The organism is Citrobacter sp. GW821-FHT02E08, from assembly GCF_059421685.1.
Map to the genome: position 1 here is coordinate 1 of NZ_JBWKVL010000014.1, position 18,361 is coordinate 18,361.

18 protein-coding genes are annotated in these 18,361 nt (G+C 51.6%); 1 reads left to right on the forward strand and 17 read right to left on the reverse strand.

Features of this window, described 5'->3' with window-relative positions; genetic code table 11:
* Positions 1-161: 161 nt before the first annotated feature.
* Together AC07UY_RS16750 and AC07UY_RS16755 are read right to left on the reverse strand one after the other, a co-directional pair.
* Positions 162-1,223: a TIGR01620 family protein gene (locus AC07UY_RS16750; protein ID WP_494701615.1), complete on the reverse strand. Its 1,062-nt coding sequence runs from the start codon at positions 1,221-1,223 to the stop codon at positions 162-164.
* Positions 1,220-2,617: a YcjX family GTP-binding protein gene (locus AC07UY_RS16755; protein WP_494660560.1), complete on the reverse strand. Its 1,398-nt coding sequence runs from the start codon at positions 2,615-2,617 to the stop codon at positions 1,220-1,222. Before AC07UY_RS16755 ends, AC07UY_RS16750 begins: the two co-directional genes overlap by 4 nt.
* Positions 2,618-2,769: 152 nt before the next feature.
* On the opposite strand from AC07UY_RS16755, the gene AC07UY_RS16760 reads away from it, so the two are divergent.
* On the forward strand, positions 2,770-3,780 hold the full coding sequence (locus AC07UY_RS16760) for a LacI family DNA-binding transcriptional regulator (RefSeq protein WP_494701616.1): 1,011 nt from the start codon (positions 2,770-2,772) through the stop codon (positions 3,778-3,780).
* Positions 3,781-3,810: 30 nt separating this feature from the next.
* Here AC07UY_RS16760 and AC07UY_RS16765 read toward each other — a convergent pair whose 3' ends face one another.
* The 15 genes from AC07UY_RS16765 to pspA all read right to left on the reverse strand — a co-directional run bounded on the left by AC07UY_RS16765 (position 3,811) and on the right by pspA (position 18,353).
* A complete protein-coding gene (locus tag AC07UY_RS16765; RefSeq protein ID WP_203361065.1) occupies positions 3,811-4,722 on the reverse strand; it encodes an OmpG family monomeric porin in 912 nt (303 codons plus the stop codon).
* A 190-nt stretch (positions 4,723-4,912) separates the two neighbouring features.
* A complete protein-coding gene (locus AC07UY_RS16770) occupies positions 4,913-5,995 on the reverse strand; it encodes an ABC transporter ATP-binding protein (RefSeq protein ID WP_192612347.1) in 1,083 nt (360 codons plus the stop codon).
* A 10-nt stretch (positions 5,996-6,005) separates the two neighbouring features.
* The gene (pgmB, locus tag AC07UY_RS16775; protein ID WP_203361064.1) at positions 6,006-6,668 is read right to left on the reverse strand and encodes a beta-phosphoglucomutase; all 663 of its coding nucleotides are present in this window, start codon (positions 6,666-6,668) and stop codon (positions 6,006-6,008) included.
* A complete protein-coding gene (locus tag AC07UY_RS16780) occupies positions 6,665-8,935 on the reverse strand; it encodes a glycoside hydrolase family 65 protein (RefSeq protein WP_494701617.1) in 2,271 nt (756 codons plus the stop codon). The genes pgmB and AC07UY_RS16780 overlap by 4 nt, the downstream gene beginning before the upstream one ends.
* Positions 8,932-9,987 (reverse strand): D-glucoside 3-dehydrogenase, encoded by a 1,056-nt coding sequence (gene ycjS, locus AC07UY_RS16785; RefSeq protein ID WP_494701618.1) that lies wholly within the window; start codon positions 9,985-9,987, stop codon positions 8,932-8,934. The genes AC07UY_RS16780 and ycjS overlap by 4 nt, the downstream gene beginning before the upstream one ends.
* Positions 9,988-9,997: 10 nt before the next feature.
* On the reverse strand, positions 9,998-10,786 hold the full coding sequence (ycjR, locus tag AC07UY_RS16790; protein WP_276295000.1) for a 3-dehydro-D-guloside 4-epimerase: 789 nt from the start codon (positions 10,784-10,786) through the stop codon (positions 9,998-10,000).
* A 20-nt stretch (positions 10,787-10,806) separates the two neighbouring features.
* Entirely contained in the window at positions 10,807-11,859 is a 1,053-nt protein-coding gene (ycjQ, locus tag AC07UY_RS16795) for a D-guloside 3-dehydrogenase (RefSeq protein ID WP_494660565.1), read from the reverse strand.
* Positions 11,860-11,887: 28 nt separating this feature from the next.
* Positions 11,888-12,730, reverse strand: a complete 843-nt coding sequence (locus AC07UY_RS16800) for a carbohydrate ABC transporter permease (RefSeq protein WP_203361059.1) — start codon at positions 12,728-12,730, stop codon at positions 11,888-11,890.
* Positions 12,717-13,598 (reverse strand): carbohydrate ABC transporter permease, encoded by an 882-nt coding sequence (locus AC07UY_RS16805; protein WP_203361058.1) that lies wholly within the window; start codon positions 13,596-13,598, stop codon positions 12,717-12,719. The genes AC07UY_RS16800 and AC07UY_RS16805 overlap by 14 nt, the downstream gene beginning before the upstream one ends.
* A gap of 20 nt (positions 13,599-13,618) precedes the next feature.
* Positions 13,619-14,911, reverse strand: a complete 1,293-nt coding sequence (locus AC07UY_RS16810) for an ABC transporter substrate-binding protein (RefSeq protein ID WP_203361057.1) — start codon at positions 14,909-14,911, stop codon at positions 13,619-13,621.
* A gap of 13 nt (positions 14,912-14,924) precedes the next feature.
* Positions 14,925-16,634, reverse strand: a complete 1,710-nt coding sequence (locus tag AC07UY_RS16815) for a sugar phosphorylase (RefSeq protein ID WP_494701619.1) — start codon at positions 16,632-16,634, stop codon at positions 14,925-14,927.
* Between the two features lie 164 nt (positions 16,635-16,798).
* Positions 16,799-17,029, reverse strand: coding sequence for a phage shock protein PspD (pspD, locus tag AC07UY_RS16820; protein ID WP_494660567.1), 231 nt, complete (start codon positions 17,027-17,029; stop codon positions 16,799-16,801).
* A 17-nt stretch (positions 17,030-17,046) separates the two neighbouring features.
* The gene (gene pspC / locus AC07UY_RS16825) at positions 17,047-17,406 is read right to left on the reverse strand and encodes an envelope stress response membrane protein PspC (RefSeq protein WP_192612358.1); all 360 of its coding nucleotides are present in this window, start codon (positions 17,404-17,406) and stop codon (positions 17,047-17,049) included.
* A complete protein-coding gene (gene pspB / locus AC07UY_RS16830) occupies positions 17,406-17,630 on the reverse strand; it encodes an envelope stress response membrane protein PspB (protein WP_203361054.1) in 225 nt (74 codons plus the stop codon). The genes pspC and pspB overlap by 1 nt, the downstream gene beginning before the upstream one ends.
* 54 nt (positions 17,631-17,684) lie before the next feature.
* On the reverse strand, positions 17,685-18,353 hold the full coding sequence (gene pspA, locus AC07UY_RS16835) for a phage shock protein PspA (protein ID WP_494701620.1): 669 nt from the start codon (positions 18,351-18,353) through the stop codon (positions 17,685-17,687).
* Positions 18,354-18,361: the final 8 nt, after the last annotated feature.

Consider the following 18,361-nt stretch of genomic DNA (forward strand, 5'->3'; position numbering starts at 1 on the left):
CGATAGCACCCTTAACCCGTTCACGGGGCATGAAATGCCAGAGAAGCGAAGAACATGAAGTGAACGGAACCCTTCGCAAAACCAGCATGTTACTTCTTCTGGATAAATACCTCAGGCTTTCGGTTTACCAGCGTTTAACTGACCAGCACCCCAGATCAGGTTTAATTTTCGCGGGAAGATTTGTTTTTCTGCAGCGTCTCTTTGAGCTGCCCCACCAACTGGCGCCGAAAATCCCCCAGCCGCGGTTTATCATCATCAATCCACGGCAAAGGACGGCAAAGCTCCATGGCTTTAATCCCCAGGCGAGCCGTCAACAACCCGGCGCCTATCCCCTGCGCGGCGCGGGTGGACAGACGTGCAGCCAGATCCTGCGACATCCAGTCCATCCCAACTTCACGCACCAGTTCACTGGCGCCCGCAAACGCAATGTTCAGCAGTACCAGGCGGAATAACCGCAAGCGGCTGTAATAGCCCAGTTCAATGCCGTACAACGTGGCGATGCGGTTGATCAGGCGTAAATTACGCCAGGCAATAAAGGCCATATCCACCAGCGCTAACGGGCTGACGGCAATCATCAGGGTCGATTCCGCCGCCGAGCGGCTGATTTCTCGCCGGGCCTGCGCGTCCAGCACGGGTTGCACCAGATGGGCATACAGGCTGACCACTTCACGATCATTTTGCGTCTCATGAATCGACGCGTACCAGCGTTGTAACGCCGGATGTGACTGATCAATACCCGCCTGCTGCGCCAGTTTCTCGCAAAACGCGCGCCCTTTACCGGTACCGACACTGTGTAACAGCTCACGCGCTTCATCACGCTCATGCGCGCGCTGGCGTAACCGCCACAGCCGACGCCACTCGGTCGCCACCGACCCAACGCCCGCGCCGATAATCAACATACCTGCCGCACAGCCGCCAAGCGCGGCCCAGTCCTGGGTTTGCCAGGCATTCATTGTCCACTGAACGCCCTGGCCGACGACGCTGGCGCCAAACAGGGCCAGGCCGCCCATCACCATTTTGCGCCACAGACTGCGTTTCGGACGTAATGCGGCATCAATGACCGCTTCTGCTTGTCCTTCGTCCTCCAGCGGCTCTTCTGTCTTCGCTGGCGCGAAGGTCTGCGCCTCTGTTTCGCTGAAGGATTGTTGCGACTTAAAGGTCGGACGTACTTCTGCTTCCAGCGGCCCGGCGAAATCGATACGCGGTTTCAACGGTTCGGTCATCGCAATTTATCTCCTATCAAAAACTCCAGCGCGGCATCCAGACGAATGTGTGGCAGCGGTTTGTCGACATCCATCACCTGGGGGCGAAACGCTTCAAACTGAAACCCCTGGCTGTCCCAAAACGCCTGTCCGGGCAGACGCGCGGGCACCTCCCCAGGATAGACGGTCAGGGGTTTACCGTCGTTGAGACGATTTCCACGCAACGCAGGGATTTTTTCGCCATTCACATCAATTAGCCCGCTGGTCGTCGCCTGTACGGACGCCAGCCCCAGACAATCCATACTGATCCCCTCAAAGGCGGCATTTTGCCAGGCATCCTGGATCAGTTGCTGGAGCAAAGAAACCATATTGGCGTGTTGATCGACGGTCACGTGATCCGCTTTGGTGGCGGCAAACAGCAGTTTGTCGATAACGGGCGAAAAAAGCCGCCGGAACAACGTACGCTGACCGTAATGAAAGCTCTGCATCAGTTGCGTCAAGGCCAGACGCATATCATTAAACGCCTGCGGCCCGCTGTTGAGCGGCTGCAAACAGTCCACCAATACGATCTGACGATCAAAGCGCAGGAAGTGGTTTTTGTAGAACCCCTTTACCACTTTTTCGCAGTAGTAATTAAAGCGCTCGCGCAGCATTCCAGCATTAGTGTGTTTGTCGGCCTGCGCCAGTTTCGATTCGCCAAACGCATCCACATCCGGCCACGGGAAAAATTGCAGGGCCGGTGCCCCCGCCATATCCCCCGGTAACACAAAGCGTCCCGGTTGAATGAAATGCAAACCTTCTTGTTTGCATTGATGCAGATAATCAGTCCACGCAGCCGCAATGTCAGCCAGACGGTTTTCATCGGCGGGCGCCAGCGGATCCAGGCCCTGGCATAACTGACGCCATTTGGTTGACCACTCGCCCCGTTTGCCCTGTAGCAGCCCTGTCATTTGCCGTGACCAGCTCAGGTAATCCTGTGCCAGCATCGGTAAATCGAGCAGCCATTCGCCGGGATAGTCCACAATCTCCAGATACAGGGTGGACGTATCTTTGAAATGGCGCAGAAGGGAATCATTAGATTTGTAACGTAACGCGAGACGAATTTCACTCACGCCGCGCGTCGGCGTCGGCCAGCCAGGCGGCTGAGCATAAAGCTGGGCCAGCCCCTCATCATAGGTAAAACGCGGAATACCAAAATCGCGTTGCGGCACCCGCTTTACCCCGAGCAGACGTTCTTCCCGCACGGCGCTGAGCAGTGGCAGGCGAGCGCCGGTATGCACATTCAGCAGTTGATTCACCATCGCCGTGATAAACGCCGTTTTACCACTGCGGCTCAGTCCGGTCACCGCCAGGCGCAGATGTCTGTCGACCCCACGATTGACCAGCGCATTGAATTCGTTTTTAAATCGCTTCATCGCCATCCCGTTGTGCCTGAAGGCCCGAAAAAATTATAACGTATTCGTATTAATGTGGGGTCAGGCTGTTGATAATCAACTGCCTTGTGTTGTCATTCGCCAGTTAACTCCATAAGATGTGCGTCATTAACTCTCGGACGGGCTCGGGGTACATGTCTCCTACCATATATGATATTGCGCGTGTCGCTGGCGTTTCAAAATCGACAGTGTCACGCGTTCTCAATAAGCAAACCAATATCTCACCAGAGGCGCGAGAGAAAGTATTACGCGCCATTGATGAACTGCAGTATCAGCCGAATAAACTTGCGCGGGCTCTAACCTCTTCCGGGTTTGATGCAATAATGGTTATTTCAACCCGTTCTGCTAAAACCACCGCCGGAAACCCCTTTTTCTCTGAAGTACTGCACGTGATCACGGCCAGTGCCGAAGAGGAAGGTTTTGATGTCATCTTACAAACATCAAGAAATACCGAAGATGATTTACAAAAATGTGAAAGCAAGATAAAACAAAAAATGATCAAAGGGATTATCATGCTGAGTTCTCCGGCAGATGAAACCTTCTTTGCTCGCCTGAATAAATACGAAATCCCGGTAGTGGTCATTGGGAAAGTTGAAGGGCAGTATTCGCATGTTTATTCCGTTGATACGGATAACTTTCAGGATAGTGTTGCGCTGACGAATAGCCTCATTGAAAGCGGTCATAAAAATATTGCCTGTCTGCACGCCCCGCTTGATTATCATGTTTCCATTGATCGCGTTAACGGATATAAATACAGCCTGCAAGCACATGCACTCCCTAGCCGATCAGAATGGATCGTCGATGGTGGATATACCCACGAGAGTGCGTTAACTGCCGCACGGGAATTATTAAGTCAAGAATCGCTTCCGGATGCGGTATTCGCCACAGACAGTCTTAAACTGATGAGCATCTATCGCGTAGCTGCGGAAAAAAATATTGTCATTCCGGATAAACTGGCCGTTGTGGGTTACAGCAATGAAATGCTTTCATTTATTTTGACCCCTCCACCGGGCGGTATTGATGTACCGACGCAAGCGTTGGGAGAAAAAAGTTGCGATCTCCTGTTTAAATTGATCGCTGGTCAAAAACAATTACAAAATATCACGGTTGCCACGCAAATATCGTTGCCAAAGACACTTAAATAAAAAAAGGGGCATTTTCATGCCCCTTCCCCATTAGAAGGCGTAATTGAATCCTACGCCAGCATAATGGAATTTATCGCTTTCACCTTCATCATGGTCTTCCCACTCGAACGCATACTCCAGCGACACTGACAGTCCATTCTGGAAATCATAGCCGTAGAGCATACCAAGACGATTGAAATCATGCCCTTCGCGTGCGATGTCATCCTGCCAGTCCCAGTTAGACCAGCGGTCGAGACCGATACGGGTATACGGCGTCAGCGTGGTATTGCCTAATGAAATAGGTAAATATGCACGGATTTCCTGCGTGGAGAATTCACCATTATTGCGCGAACTGTCCATATTAAAGCCACGTTCTAAATAGTAGTTGGCCACAACAGAAAAGGTATCATTGATTCTGTACGTTAAACCGGTTTCTGTTTCCACGCGGCTATCCGAATAACCCGTTTCATCCAGATCGTTGACAAACTTGTACATAGAGAACCAGCCACTGAAGCGCCAGTCATCATTCAGTTTAACATCCCAGTCGGGCTGTATTTTCCAGCGTTGCATATTTGCTGTACCCGCATCGCCGCCATGATCATCTTCAAAATGATAACCATAATTACGTAATCCGCCCGTCAGACCAAAAGAGAAATCATCACTTTCAGTAATCTGATAACGAATATCTAATTCAGGACGATCAAACCAGGTACCACGAGAACCGCTACTGTAATCAACAGGACCTTCCTGATAATAAGCCAGTGAGATTTTCCACGGACCATTCGAGGCATTAAACCAGACTGACGGTTCTGATAAACCGTCCATATCTTCGGCATGGCCTTCTACGTTTTCTATTTCATACATGGCACCCACATTGAAATGCCAGTCATCGTTTTCAGCAGCCTGCGCGCAGGCCATCCCGGCGCACATCAGCAGCGCTGTAGAGGACAGTAAGGTTTTCATTTATGTTCCTTGTTAAAAGTCTAACAAAAAAGCAATTACAACCGGGAGGAATCCCCCGATATATGTAAACTCGTCATTTTTAAATTGAGACGACTTCTGGCAGTTAATGTCTCCAAAGGGAATACCATCGGCATCCCCTCTGGATTAATGCACTTTCAGCACTATCGCCATTCAAATTATTTTGTGAGCTTTATTGGATCGCAATTTCCGTTTCATCATCAAAGAAATGGCATTTAGCCATATCAAAATGTATGGTGATATTATCTCCTGCCGAATAGTCATTCATTGCGCCAGCACGTACCACCATTTCGTGCCCCCCTACCGTGGTATAAAGCATAAATTCAGCCCCGGTTAATTCCGCCACGCTTACCCGCGCCGCAACATTATTATCAGATAATGCATCAGGCTGGATATCTTCAGGACGAATCCCCATGACAACGGCTTTATGGTCATACCCCTGTTTTTTCAAAATGCTGAGTTTGTCTTCTGGGATGGTTAACTTTAGCGTTTCAGTAACAAATTTATCCCCATCAATCGCGCCACGAATAAAATTCATTGACGGTGAACCAATAAATCCGGCCACAAACATATTGGCAGGATGGTTATATACCGTTTTGGGCGCGCCAACCTGCTGAACAATCCCGTCTTTCATAATGACAATGCGGGTCGCCATGGTCATCGCTTCAGTCTGATCATGGGTTACGTAGATCATCGTGGTGTTCAGTTTTTGATGAAGCTTGCTGATTTCGGCTCGCATCTGAACACGCAGTTTGGCATCAAGGTTAGAGAGCGGTTCATCCATCAGGAACACCCCTGCCTCACGGACAATCGCACGCCCCAGCGCCACACGCTGGCGCTGACCGCCGGACAACGCCCCCGGTTTGCGCTTCAGATAGTCACGTAAACCCAGTATTTGCGCTGCCCAGTTCACACGTTCATCAATAACGCCTGGGTCAATTTTCTGCATTTTCAGCCCAAACGCCATGTTGTCGTACACGCTCATATGCGGATACAACGCATAGTTCTGGAAAACCATGGCAATGTTGCGCGCTTTGGCCGGAACGTCGTTCATGCGTTTGCCGTCGATCAACAGTTCTCCACCGCTGATCTCTTCCAGTCCGGCGATCATGCGCAGCGTGGTCGATTTGCCGCAGCCTGATGGCCCGACAAAGACAATGAACTCTTTATCTTCGATTTCCAGGTTGAAGTCTTTAACCACATGGACCTGGTTATCGTAAATCTTTTGAATATGTTTCAACGAAAGCTGTGCCATGTTGATTCCCTTACTTTTCGTTTTGCCAGAAAGCCGATAAGCACGGCCACGTCAAATATTGCGTTGAAGGAAGTAGCATTCCAGCGCCGGTTAAGCCAGAACCAATGCCGATGGAGCGCATACCGCTGGCGTTGATCGCATCAATGCCAGCCTGAGCATCCTCAATGCCAATACATTCTGCGGGAGTGACACCTAATCCACGGCATGCTGCGATAAAAATCTCAGGGTCCGGCTTTGATAAGGTAATTTTTGCGGCATCCGCGCAGAAATCAAAATAGTGCTCAATGTCCAGAGCCTGCAAAATGACCGGCGCATTCAGCGATACCGATGCCAGACCAATCGGGATCCCCTGCGTGCGCAACTCACCCAACAGTTCCCGGATCCCCGGCAACACTGAGCGGGAGGTCAACTCGCGCAGGGAGTCAACGTAAAGCGCATTTTTACGGGTCGCCAGTGCAACACATTCCTCAGGGCTGAACGCCCCTTCTTTGCCGCCGTGCTGGAGAATGCGTCGCAACGAATCCATCCGGCTAATGCCTTTTAAGCTGTCGTTAAAAACCTCATCGATCTGAATCCCGATTTCATCAGCAATCTGCTTCCAGGCCAGAAAGTGGAGATGCGCGGTATCGGTAATCACGCCGTCCAGGTCAAAGATGATAGCCTGAGGTTTCATTCCGCCTCCATGGTAGCGGTCCCAATTTTGGGCGCAATAAAATCATTTAATTTCAAAATGTGCTGGCCCTGTACCGTCATCAAATGTCCATTAAGCCAGAACTGAACGGCAGTCGCACTGGTGACGCTGACTTCATCCGCCGTGATGGAAAAGTGCATTTCGCTGCCCTGCCAAATGAGCGGGAAAGAGAGGCGTTTCCAGCCGGAAGGTAAACGCGGCGCGAGATGCAATGCCCCCTGATACAGGCTTAAACCGGCAAATCCCTGTATCGCCCCTAACCAGATAGCTCCAGTCGCCGCAGCATGAATACCGTCATCACAGCTGTGCGGATCTTCGCCCAAATCGATCTGCGTTCCCTCTTGCCAGAAGCGGTAACCCAGCGCCGGGTCACCGCAGCGTGCAGCCACAATGCCATGTATCGCTTTGCTCAGAGAGGAGTCATGGATGGTTCGCGGTTCGTAAAAACGCAGGTTCGCCAGACATGACTGCGGGCTGAAAAGTTCAGGCAACATATAGGTCAGCATCACCACATCCGCCTGCTTGAGAATCTGCATCTCATTGACTTCAGCACGCGAATAGTCGAGTAAAATCGTTTGTTTTCCTGCCTTTACCTTATACTTGCTGAGTTCAATACACGGCTTGCTGAGGAAGGTATCATCTTGTGCGAGCACACCATCTTCCTGAACTTCCGGACGCCACAACCGTTGTAAGAAGTTCTCAGCACGGTGAAGAAAGGCTTCATCAGCACTACCGAACATACGGGCAAAATGGAGCGCCTGTTCGACGTTGTAATAGGCCATATAACTGGTGAAGGCATTGTTATTCACATGCTCGGTATACTCATCGGGCCCGATCACATCATGGATTTCCAGCCGACCATTAATCTCGGTGGCGCGGCTTAACCAGAATTTTGCGGTTTCCAGCAACAGCGTCATCCCTTCACGCTTCATGAAATCGATGTCGCCTGTCACCTGCCAGTAGCCCACAACGGCCCACGCGATATCCGCCACCAGGTGGTGCTCTGCCTGCGCGGAGGCCACTTTTTGCCGCAGACCGGTACGAATATTGATCGCCGCGAATTCCGGTGTCTCTTCTTCACCGCTGCGTGCGCTTTCCCAGGGAAACAGCGCGCCCTGCCAACCATTTCGACGGGCTTTTTCTTTCGCGCCCGGTAAATTGTGCCAACGATATCGCAGCAACCCACGGGCGATTGCCGGATCGGTAAACAGATGGAATGGCAGCAAAAAGACTTCGGTATCCCAGAATACGTGGCCTTTGTAACCTTCACCGGTCATACCTTTCGCGCCAATGCTGCTACGCTCATCGTGTGACGGCGTCATAATGCGCAAATGATAGAGGGCAAAGTCCAGCGCGCGCTGATCTTCCTCATTTGTGCTTTCAAGGACGACGCGGTGACGTTGCCACCAGTGGCGCCAGTTTGCATCTGAATGCGCTTTCAACGCCGCGTAGCCGAGTCCGGCACAGTTTTCCAGTTGATTCAGCGACTGGCTTGCCCAGTTTTCAATCGAGGTGCTGCGCTCGCTGGTCCATTCAATCCAGACCAGTTTTTCCAGCGTGATACGCTGTCCTGCGCTCGCCTGCACGCTGTTGTGTTGCATCAGGCGGCGGTCTTTCGCCGTGAAGCAGCGCTGCACCTCGCCATCCACACGACAGGCCGCAGAAATCACAATATCGGTACGGCCATCCTGGGTGGTGTAAACCCCTTGCAGCAGGTTTTGACCGAATACCCGGACTTGTGTTTCATCCAGATGCTGGCGACCATGATTGGTGACCGTGGCATCAATGCCTGTTGACAGCGTGATCGCGGCGTCACCGTCCAGCGGGGTAATCGAGAGCTCCATCGCGAACAGAGGTAATGACTCCGTCGAGACAAAACGACGACTTTCAATACGAAAACGCCCGCCCTTTGGCGCATGCCAGAGGAGAGAGCGACGCAACTCCCCGCTGGCGAGATCAAGTTCACGCTGCCAGTCTTCAACCACACCGCTTTGCAGAGAAAAAATCTCGCCATTCAGCGTTATGTGTACCCCGACAACATCGGGAAGATTGACCAGTTCGTTGATCTCGCCTTTCCCCGCACGATGATAAATCCCGGCAAGGTACATACCGCGGGTTTGAACCGTGTAATCTTCTTCATGGGTGGCACGGATCCCCATGTAACCATTGCCTGTCGTCATCAACGATGCGTATTTATTCAGGCTGTGCAGGCAAAATGCGCCGTCAGTTAGCATTACAGGCTTAGTCATAATTCCACGCTTTTTCCTGTTTCGGCGGATTGGTATAACGCAGCGACCAGTTGTTGAATCACAAATCCTTGCTCAGCATCAGCAATCATGACTGGCGCCCCCTGAACGTGATTCACAAACGCGTCCATACTGCGAAAATGTCGATTGTCATCCGCAAGCTCGCGCTTAAACAGAATGTTTAATTCCCCGTTCTGATCGTTATAAACCTGCGCAGGAAACAGCGTCGCGCCAGCTTTATCGCCGCAGAAATTCACGTTCATCACCGACTGTTCGACAATATTGAGCGCAAAGGACGTTTCGAGCCGCAAAATGCCCCCATTGTGGAATTCAACGGTGCCAAACAGCGCATCTTCAACGGTGTACGTACTCGGGTCCCACTCACCGAACTGGCCGCTATTTTTGCGAGTGCCAATCTTTTGAAAACTGTGGGCATGGACGCGTTTGACCGCCGGAAACCCCAGTACATACATCGCGGCATCCAGCATATGAATACCGATATCAATCAGCGGGCCGCCGCCCTGTAATTCTTTGTTTGTAAAGACGCCCCAACCCGGCACACCGCAGCGACGCAGCGCTTTAACGTTGGTCACATAGATTTCACCTAATACCCCGGCCGTCACCTGTTCACGGAGCATTTGGGTATCGAGTGCAAATCGGTGGTGGAAGTCATAAGCCAGCACCTTACCCATTCGACGGGCAGTTCTGCACATCTCCTCCGCTTCTTCCGGTGTCATGGCCGGCGGCTTTTCGCACATCACGTGGCAACCGGCGTTGAGCGCCATCATGGTGTGCTCATAATGAAAACGGTTTGGTGAGCAGATACTGACAACATCGGGCTTGACCTGATCGAGCATGGCCTGCGGGTCGTCCCATACCTGCGCATTACCGTACTTTTCTGCCAGCATCTGCGCCTGAGACAGGCGGCTGTCACAGACAGCCACCAGTTCAAGATCAGCACGGGTGCAGTAGTACGACGCATGAACTTTATCCGCCACCTGACCGGCGCCGATAATGGCGACACGCAGGGGCGAGTTTGTCGTTGCACTCTTCACAGAGATCCTCTTAGCACGTACGCAGCCAGGCCAATGACTGACGGTAGGCTTCCGGCAAGTTGTCTGCCCTGACCCGACCTTCATACACGATGTAGCCCTGATAATTATCCTGACGCAGTTGATCGAACAGCGCGCCAAAGTTCAGGGTGCCGGAACCCGGCTGATAACGATGGTTGTCCGCGATATGCACATGACCGAGAAGATCGCGGTTGTCATGCAACGCCTTCGCCATATCGTCTTCTTCGATATTCATGTGATAGAAATCGCCGATGATCTGTACATGTTTCAGATCGTTTTCAACGATATAACGGCGGGCATCCGCGAGCGTGTTGATCATGTGATCCTGATAGCGGTTGAGCGGCTCCAGATACACCACGGTGCCGGTGCGTTGCGCAACCTTGTCAAGTACCCGTAACGAGTCGCTCACCGCGTTGCGATCGCCTTCCAGGCTGCGCGGAGAGGTCATCGGCGGCAGACGGAAGGTGAACATGCCCCACGCCGCCGGGACGATAATGCCTTTACCGCCGACCTCTGCCAGCGCTTCCAGAATGCGCTCGATCTGCTTTAGTCCGTTCAGGCGGCGCTCTTCGATAAAATCGCCAATCCAGCCATCATATCCACCGCAGGCGGTCGTCACCGGCAGGCCGGTTTCTTTAATCGCCGCTTTGACTTCTTCAAGGTTATTGACCAGTAATTTGCCGTCAATTTCGAAGCCATCAAATCCCATTTCTTTGATATAACGAAATTTTTCCAGAATATTTTCCGGGAAGAACGCCTGATTCTGTGTTCCGATTTTCATCTTTTTACATTCCTTTCGAATTAAAACGTGACGCCCATTTTGATGCTCTGCTCCGGGTGACGGTCTACATACTGCATGTAGCTTTCCGGGCTGTTGGCAAAGGTGACAACCGGGTCGATCAGCTCTTCACAATCGAGATAACCGTTCATCAGTAATTCCCAGCAGGTCTCTTCAATACGTTTGCGGCTCCAGCGCGGGTAATCCGGGTTCGGTTCGCTGCAGGCGCGAGAAAAGACAATTTTGGCGTTGTTGAAATGCGCTTCGCGGCCGAGGTTAAACCCTTCTGCGAACGGTTTAGCAAATGCCACATAGGAGATCGTGCCGCCGTACGCCAGGCCACGCAGCGCGGACTGCAGCGCATCGGCGTAACCGCTGGTTTCGATGATCACGTCAGCACCCTGCTTCCCTGTGAGCTTTTTAATTTCCATGCCCACGTCGGTGCCCAGAGGATTCAGACAGAAATCGGCGCCATGACGCAGCGCGATATCGCAGCGGTGAGCGATAGGATCAACACCAATCACCACCGAGGCCCCGGCTTTCTTCGCTAACTGAACGGCAATCTGGCCAATCGCCCCCAAGCCGACAACCACCACAAAATCACCCACACGCACGTTGGCATCACGCACGCCGCTCATGGCAAATTGCGCAGGGTCATAGCAGACCGCATTTTTCCAGGAACTGCCTTCCGGCATCTTGCGTAACTTATAGTTATTCACGGCATTGATAATGACGGTCTCACTGAGCGGACCGTATCCACAGACGCGGTCACCCACTGCGTAATCGCTCACGTCGCTGCCACATTCAATAATGTCGCCCACCACCATATTGCCGAGCTGGAATTTGCCGAATTCGATACCGCGTGGCGCGCCTTCCGGACGCGGCATAAACATTTGCCACTCGGCATTGAAATCTTCATCAATGAACGGACTGGCGGCGCGGAAATCGACCACTTCAGTGCCATGCTTCGGCGCGCCGAACAACACCCGGATTTTCACTTCGTTCGCCAAAACCGGACGGTCTTCATACTCCACAAGCGCCGCAACGCGCGGTTCAGTGGCAATTAACTTTTTCATTTACAACTCCTTTATTGAACTGGCCGCTTTAGCCCTTCACGCCACCCGCGGTCAAACCACTCTTAATAAAACGTTCGGAGAGCGCGTACATGATGACGACAGGCAATGCCGTAACCAGCGAGGCGGCCATCATGCGTCCCCAGATATAGTCAGGCGTGCTAAACAAGGTGTTCAGCCCCACCGGAAGTGTGAAATTGCTGGCGCTGGAGAGGAAAATAGATGCGAACAGATAGTCGTTCCAGGCCACCATAAAGCAGTAAACAAATACCGACACCAGCCCCGATATCGCCAGCGGCACCGTGATGCGGAAGATGATTTGCAGACGGTTCAGCCCGTCCATCATCGCCGCTTCTTCAATTTCATCCGGAATGGTGTCGAAGTAGCTTTTCAGCATGAAGACGGCGGTCGGCAGCGTTTGCGTCACCATGGTGATGATCAGCGCCATCTCTGTGTCATAAACACCGAGCGCCGTGATGATCTTGAACAGCGGAACAACCAGCAAAATCCCGGAGAACATGTACACCGTATAAAAGCTGGCGTTGATGGTCATACGCCCTTTAAAACGCAGGCGCGACAAGGCATACGCCCCCAGCGTCCCCAAAAAGACCGCTACGACGGATGACGTCACCGACACCACCAGACTGTTGCGGAAGTAATCCACGAACGGAAAGATGAGCGGGTTAAAAATGTCGACGTAGTGCTCCAGCGTCCACTGCTGCGGCAGCAGCGTCGGGTGCAGGGAGATGGCTTCTTTCGCGCTCTTGAACGACGTCATCAGCATCACGAAGAAAGGAAACAGCGTGATGATAAGGAACAGCGCCAGGCCGCAGTAAAAGCCGATACGACCCAGTATGCGTTTATTTGTTGCCATTGAGATTCACCCGTTTTCTGGTCAGCAAAATGACGGCAAAGATGATGATAAAGAGCACCACAGAGATTGCGGCTGCTTTACCTAAGTCATTAAATGCAAATGCTGTTTTGTAGAGATACACCCCGAGGATATCCACCTTGGTCGTCAGCAGATAAACGTCGGCGAACATGTAAAACATCCAGATGGTGCGTAACGTAATGACCGTCGCCAGCACGGGCATAATGGCGGGCAATGTGACGATACGAAAACGTTGCCAGGCATTAGCGCCGTCCATCTCTGCCGCTTCATACAGCGATTTATCAATGGTCTGCAAAATGGCTAAAAACGAAATAAATGCGTAAGGGAAGTAACGCCAGATGGCGAACAGCACCACTAAAACAAAGCTGCTTCCGGGGTTGTCAAACCACAGCGGCGCCTGGTCGTAGAGATGGAGTAAATCGACACCCAGGTAGTTCACAATGCCGTAGCCATTGTTGAACATGTACTTCCATGCAAAGACCAGCGAGATCGATGGCGTCACGTACGAGAGGATCACCAGCGAGCGCGCGGTCTTACGCAGGCGAAATTCGCGGTTAAAGAACATCGCCACGCCAAGTCCCAGCGCCGTACTCCCCGCCACCACCAGCGTGGTATACCAGACCGTCATCCAGAGCGAATGCCAAAAACCCGGGTCGGTCAGGATACGCATGTAGTTCTCAAGTCCGACAAAGGTAGACTCAATGCGCGGGTTCAGCGGTAACCGCAGGAAGCTGATTTCGATATTCGATATCATCGGCCAGGCGACCAGACCGCCCAGCAGCAACAAGCTGGGCGCCAGGAGCAGCATGGCAAAGGGCATGTCGGAACGACCGGAAAAAAACCTATTCATAACTGCTTTCCACATCCGCATTAACGCTGCTCAACCAGGGTATCCAGTTGTTTCTGGCTTTCCTTGATTGTTGAAGAGAGATCGGCTTTGCCTACCGTGACGTTGTGTACCATCGTACTCACCACGCCTGAACCGGTGACATCACCCATGCGGGTAAAGTTTTTATCCCCTACCGCACCAAACACCTGAATATTCGGCAGTTCGGCAATGAGCTGGTTCGGCAATTCCCCCAGCGCCTTGATAACGCTGTTGTCTTTCCATGTTGCCGTGTTCACAACCGCTTTATTCACCGGGAGTGCCGCACCGGGCGACATCATGACCCAATCCGCGATGTTGTCCGCCTGCTCCATAAAGGTGACAAACTTCTCTGCCGCCTGGGTTTCTTCCTCTTTCTGACCCGAAGTCAGAGTGAGAGAGGTCAGCATGCCGTACACCGCCGACGTTTGTTCTGTTGGCACCATAAACCCAACATTTTGCGGGTCGCCCTCTTTAATGACCGCCGGAAGAATGTACGTCGAGTAGATCGCCATTGGTGCCGTGCCATTCATAAAGGCGTCTTTGACTTCCATAATGTCGTTGGAGCCAGGCATGGTGTACGCCGCCAGCTCACGGTAATAGTCCAGCGCTTGCGCCATTTCTGGCGTATCCAGCGTGATTTTCCCCTGTGCATCAAAGACGTTCGCTTTATTCGACAGCGCAAACTGCGAGTAGGACTGTTCCGTCAGCACGCTTTCAGCCGTTGGCAACGCAATGCCATATTTTTTGTGCGCCGGATCGTTGAGCGTTTTGGCGACCACCAGCAATTGCTGCCAGTTTGTCGGCTCTGCCAGCCCGGCCTTTGCCAGCACATCCTTGCGATACCAGATACCGCCGATCCACGCGCTGACGGGCACGCCGGTCCATCCTGAACCATCTTCCGTACGAACAATACGCAACACGCCGTCATAAAACGCGTTCTCACCTACCGCCTGGATAACATTCGCCACCGCCTTGCGGTCGATAAGCTGTTCTTTATCCATCACTTTGGCGTAGTCATGGCTGGTCTCAATGACCTCAGGTAAAGAACCACTTCTCGCCAGGGTAATCACCTTCGTGTTATAGGCGTCTTCTTCAACCGGCACTTGTTTAACCGTAATGCCAGGGTTTTCTTTTTCAAAGCGAGCAATGAGCGCTGAAATAACGGCCTGGCGTTCCTGTTCCACAGAAGAATGCATAAATTCAATGGAGACGTTTTCTTTTTTATCTTCTTTGCATCCGGAAATCAGGGCGCAGGAAACCAGTGCTGATAACAGCACAATTTTTGATTTAAGCATTAGATGCTCCTTTTTATTTTTTAATCCACATAACCTGCCATGGATCCAGGGTTAATTCTTTCGTATTGATTTCTTTTTCAGAAATCAAATCAAAACCGGTCACTGCATCATCGGAAATCGTCTGACATTTTTCGCTAATATTAAATAGCGCAATAATGACCTCGCCATTCTCAGCCGTACGGGTAATTTGCATTACAGATGGCGTGATATTACCGATGTCAAAACCGCTGCCGGGATGGAAAGCGCAATGTTCGCGTCTCAATTTAATCAAGCGTGACAGTGCGCGATAAACGTCATAGCGTAACGTCTCCGTCGAACTTAATTCCGCTTCAATCTCATCAATATCATATTTTTTACGGTTAATAGCCCGGTTGTAACCTAATTTTTCAACGCCGTCATAGTCATTACGTGAACCCAGAATGCTCTGAATATAAATAGCGGGTACACCTGGAAAACTTAATAAAATGGCATGCGCCAGCGTAAATCGGGCAAGCCGTTCCTGGTTGCTGCTATCACGCGTACTCAACGCATCCATGTACGTGACGTTGATTTCATAAGGACTGCGGCTGCCATCAGGATTGTTCTTCCAGTTGACCAGTGCGCCCTCTTGCTGCAGCTCAGAGACCAGCGCTAAGATCTCCTCTTCTGGCAAGAGCCCACGTAACGGGTTCAGACCAATGCCGTCGTGCGACGCCAGGAAGTTGAACCAGGTCGTTTTTTCCGAAGGCAATGCCAACGACTGCGCCCACTGGCACAGGGCGGAGGCATCCTGGCGTTTAATGGCATGCAGCACCAGCGGTGGCAGCGAGAACTGATAGACCATATGGGCTTCATCATGCCCATCACCGAAATAGGAAATATTGTCTTTATGCGGAACATTGGTCTCAGTAATCATCGCGGTGCCCGGCGCCGCTTCATCCGTAATCGCACGAAACAGTTTGATCAGAGTATGTGTTTTCTCCAGATGAATACATGACGTGCCAGGCTCCTTCCACATAAAACCCACGGCGTCTAAACGCACATAATCCGCGCCTTGCTCAAGGTAATTTAGCAAAACATCGACCATCGCCAGCAGAACATCCGGGTTGCTGTAATTAAGATCGACCTGGTCATCGCTAAACGTTGTCCATAAATGGCGAACCGAATTATCCGACAGGGTAAATGGCGTCAGTAACGGTAAAGCCCGCGGGCGTGTTACTGCCGAAAGATCGGTATTCGGGTCCATTTCAACAAAGAAATTTTCAAAGCCAGGCGTTTGCTGTAAATAGTTTTTAAACCATTCACTTTTCGCCGACATATGATTGCAGACAAAATCAAACATTAATTGGCTGGCTTGACCCAGTTCAGCAATATCTGTCCACTCCCCTGTTTCTTTCGCAACCTGGTGATAATCGATAACGGAAAAACCGTCGTCAGAAGACCAGGGATAAAAAGGTAATAAATGAACATGGGAAAAAATTGTTTTTAACCGGTAATGATAAAATTGGTTAAACGTTGGAAGCGGTTTTGCTGACGAACTGTGAAACTGATCGGCATAAGTAATGAGAACCACATCGTTCTCATCCCAGTGTGGTTTACGTGTTTTTTTAATTAATGATTGCGATCGTTTAATGCGGTCAGACAACACACCATAGTGACGGGATGTAAATGTATCTCCGTAAACTTCTGTCAGGTAATGTTTGATTTTTTGGTTCACTTTCATTTTCCGTGGTAGCGGTCCCATGGATAGGGAGACTACCTTGCAGAAAATAAGCTGTCAATCAAGCAAGGGGGTTTGGAGGGGGTAAAAAAAAGGATTTCAGCAGCCCAAAAATCGTATTTGTGAGCTGCCGCAAATTCGCCAGTCGATTGTGAATAAATTGTTTGTTTTTATGTGCAGTCCTGTGATCAGGAATGGCTGCCACCATAGCGGCGGGAGATTTTTGCCGCCGCGCGTCTTAACAGGGGTTCCAGCGCCAACGCCAGCAACATTTTCAGCGGGCGGCGAGCGACGGATTTAATAGCCCACCCTGCCACACCGGCCGGGCCATAGCGTAACGCGGTCAGCAGAACCAGTTTCCCTGCGAGTTTAAAGCCCGGCTTCACCTTTTGCCCGGCGCGTTGCCAGCGTGTATTCATCTTATGAGCTCTCTTCATTACAACTGACGGAAACGGCTACGCAGCGTGAAGGTGTCGGACGTAACATAGCGCTCCATTTCACGCAGACGCTTTTCGCCCGCGGCCAGTTCCCTGTCGACAGCATCCAGCAATTCACCGCTAGAGGGGGATTGCTCGCCAGTGGTCATGTTGTCCGGCAACGGATCAAGCACAAACGTCAAAATGATATACGCAACCAGCGTAAAGAACGCCAGCCCGAAGAAAATCGACAGCACCACCAGGATCCGCACCAGTTTCACCGGCACATCAAGGTAGTTTGCGATCCCGGCACAGACGCCACGCACCATGCCCTGCTGCGGAATGCGCCAGAGCTTTTTATTCAAATTAATCCCTCCCATCAGCGATCCCTCCAGTTCGGATGTTCAGCATCAAGAATGTCTTCCAGCGTCTGAATGCGTTCACGCATCCGTTGCGCGTCGTCGGTTAATTGCGCCAAACGTTGCTGCTCACTTTGCGACAGTTCCCCACGACTGGAACGGTTGCTGTAATGCAGCCATAACCAAATCGGCAACACAAACAACACAAAAATGGTTAACGGAATGGCCAGAAATAGCGCGCTCATGAGTACTCCTTACAGGTGATGAGCGGCGGCGTACTCAGACGCCGCCTGCGATTATTATTGATTATCTTGCTTCATTTTGGCTTTCAACTGCGCCAGTTGCTCGCCGATTTCATCATCTGCTTTCAGGTCGGCAAACTGCTGATCCAGCGATCTCTGTTTGCCAAAGTTATGGCTTTCCGCTTCCGCTTCCATCTGATCAATACGGCGCTCAAACGATTCAAAGCGGGCCATGGCTTCGTCCAGCTTGCCGCTGTCCAGTTGACGGCGTACATCACGGGAGGAGCTTGCGGCCTGGTGACGTAACATCAGCGCCTGCTGACGGGCACGAGTTTCACTGAGCTTGTTCTCCAGTTCGCCAATCTCTTTCTTCATGCGCGTCAGCGTGTCGTCCACCAACGTCACTTCATGTTCCAGGGTGGCGATCAGATCGGTCAGTTTCTGCTTTTCAATTAACGCGGCGCGCGCCAGATCGTCTTTCTCTTTACGCAGCGCCAGTTCCGCTTTCTCCTGCCACTCTGTCTGCTGGGCTACGGCCTGCTCAATGCGACGGGACAACTGTTTCTTTTCCGCCAGCGCTCGCGCAGAGTTGGAACGGACTTCAACCAGGGTGTCTTCCATTTCCTGAATCATCAGTCGCACCAGTTTCTGCGGATCTTCAGCCTTTTCCAACAGCGCGTTAATGTTGGCGTTCACGATGTCGGCAAAACGAGAAAAAATACCCATAATTCAAT

Coding starts and splice junctions, on each gene's coding strand:
- AC07UY_RS16755 (WP_494660560.1), bottom strand. CDS start 2,617: ATGAAGCGATTTAAAAACGAATTCAATGCGCTGGTCAATCGTGGGGTC.
- pspC (WP_192612358.1), bottom strand. CDS start 17,406: ATGGGAGGGATTAATTTGAATAAAAAGCTCTGGCGCATTCCGCAGCAG.
- pspD (WP_494660567.1), bottom strand. CDS start 17,029: ATGAATACACGCTGGCAACGCGCCGGGCAAAAGGTGAAGCCGGGCTTT.
- AC07UY_RS16750 (WP_494701615.1), bottom strand. CDS start 1,223: ATGACCGAACCGTTGAAACCGCGTATCGATTTCGCCGGGCCGCTGGAA.
- AC07UY_RS16780 (WP_494701617.1), bottom strand. CDS start 8,935: ATGACTAAGCCTGTAATGCTAACTGACGGCGCATTTTGCCTGCACAGC.
- pspB (WP_203361054.1), bottom strand. CDS start 17,630: ATGAGCGCGCTATTTCTGGCCATTCCGTTAACCATTTTTGTGTTGTTT.
- ycjQ (WP_494660565.1), bottom strand. CDS start 11,859: ATGAAAAAGTTAATTGCCACTGAACCGCGCGTTGCGGCGCTTGTGGAG.
- AC07UY_RS16815 (WP_494701619.1), bottom strand. CDS start 16,634: ATGGGACCGCTACCACGGAAAATGAAAGTGAACCAAAAAATCAAACAT.
- AC07UY_RS16805 (WP_203361058.1), bottom strand. CDS start 13,598: ATGAATAGGTTTTTTTCCGGTCGTTCCGACATGCCCTTTGCCATGCTG.
- pgmB (WP_203361064.1), bottom strand. CDS start 6,668: ATGAAACCTCAGGCTATCATCTTTGACCTGGACGGCGTGATTACCGAT.
- AC07UY_RS16760 (WP_494701616.1), top strand. CDS start 2,770: ATGTCTCCTACCATATATGATATTGCGCGTGTCGCTGGCGTTTCAAAA.
- AC07UY_RS16810 (WP_203361057.1), bottom strand. CDS start 14,911: ATGCTTAAATCAAAAATTGTGCTGTTATCAGCACTGGTTTCCTGCGCC.
- AC07UY_RS16770 (WP_192612347.1), bottom strand. CDS start 5,995: ATGGCACAGCTTTCGTTGAAACATATTCAAAAGATTTACGATAACCAG.
- AC07UY_RS16800 (WP_203361059.1), bottom strand. CDS start 12,730: ATGGCAACAAATAAACGCATACTGGGTCGTATCGGCTTTTACTGCGGC.
- ycjR (WP_276295000.1), bottom strand. CDS start 10,786: ATGAAAATCGGAACACAGAATCAGGCGTTCTTCCCGGAAAATATTCTG.
- AC07UY_RS16765 (WP_203361065.1), bottom strand. CDS start 4,722: ATGAAAACCTTACTGTCCTCTACAGCGCTGCTGATGTGCGCCGGGATG.
- pspA (WP_494701620.1), bottom strand. CDS start 18,353: ATGGGTATTTTTTCTCGTTTTGCCGACATCGTGAACGCCAACATTAAC.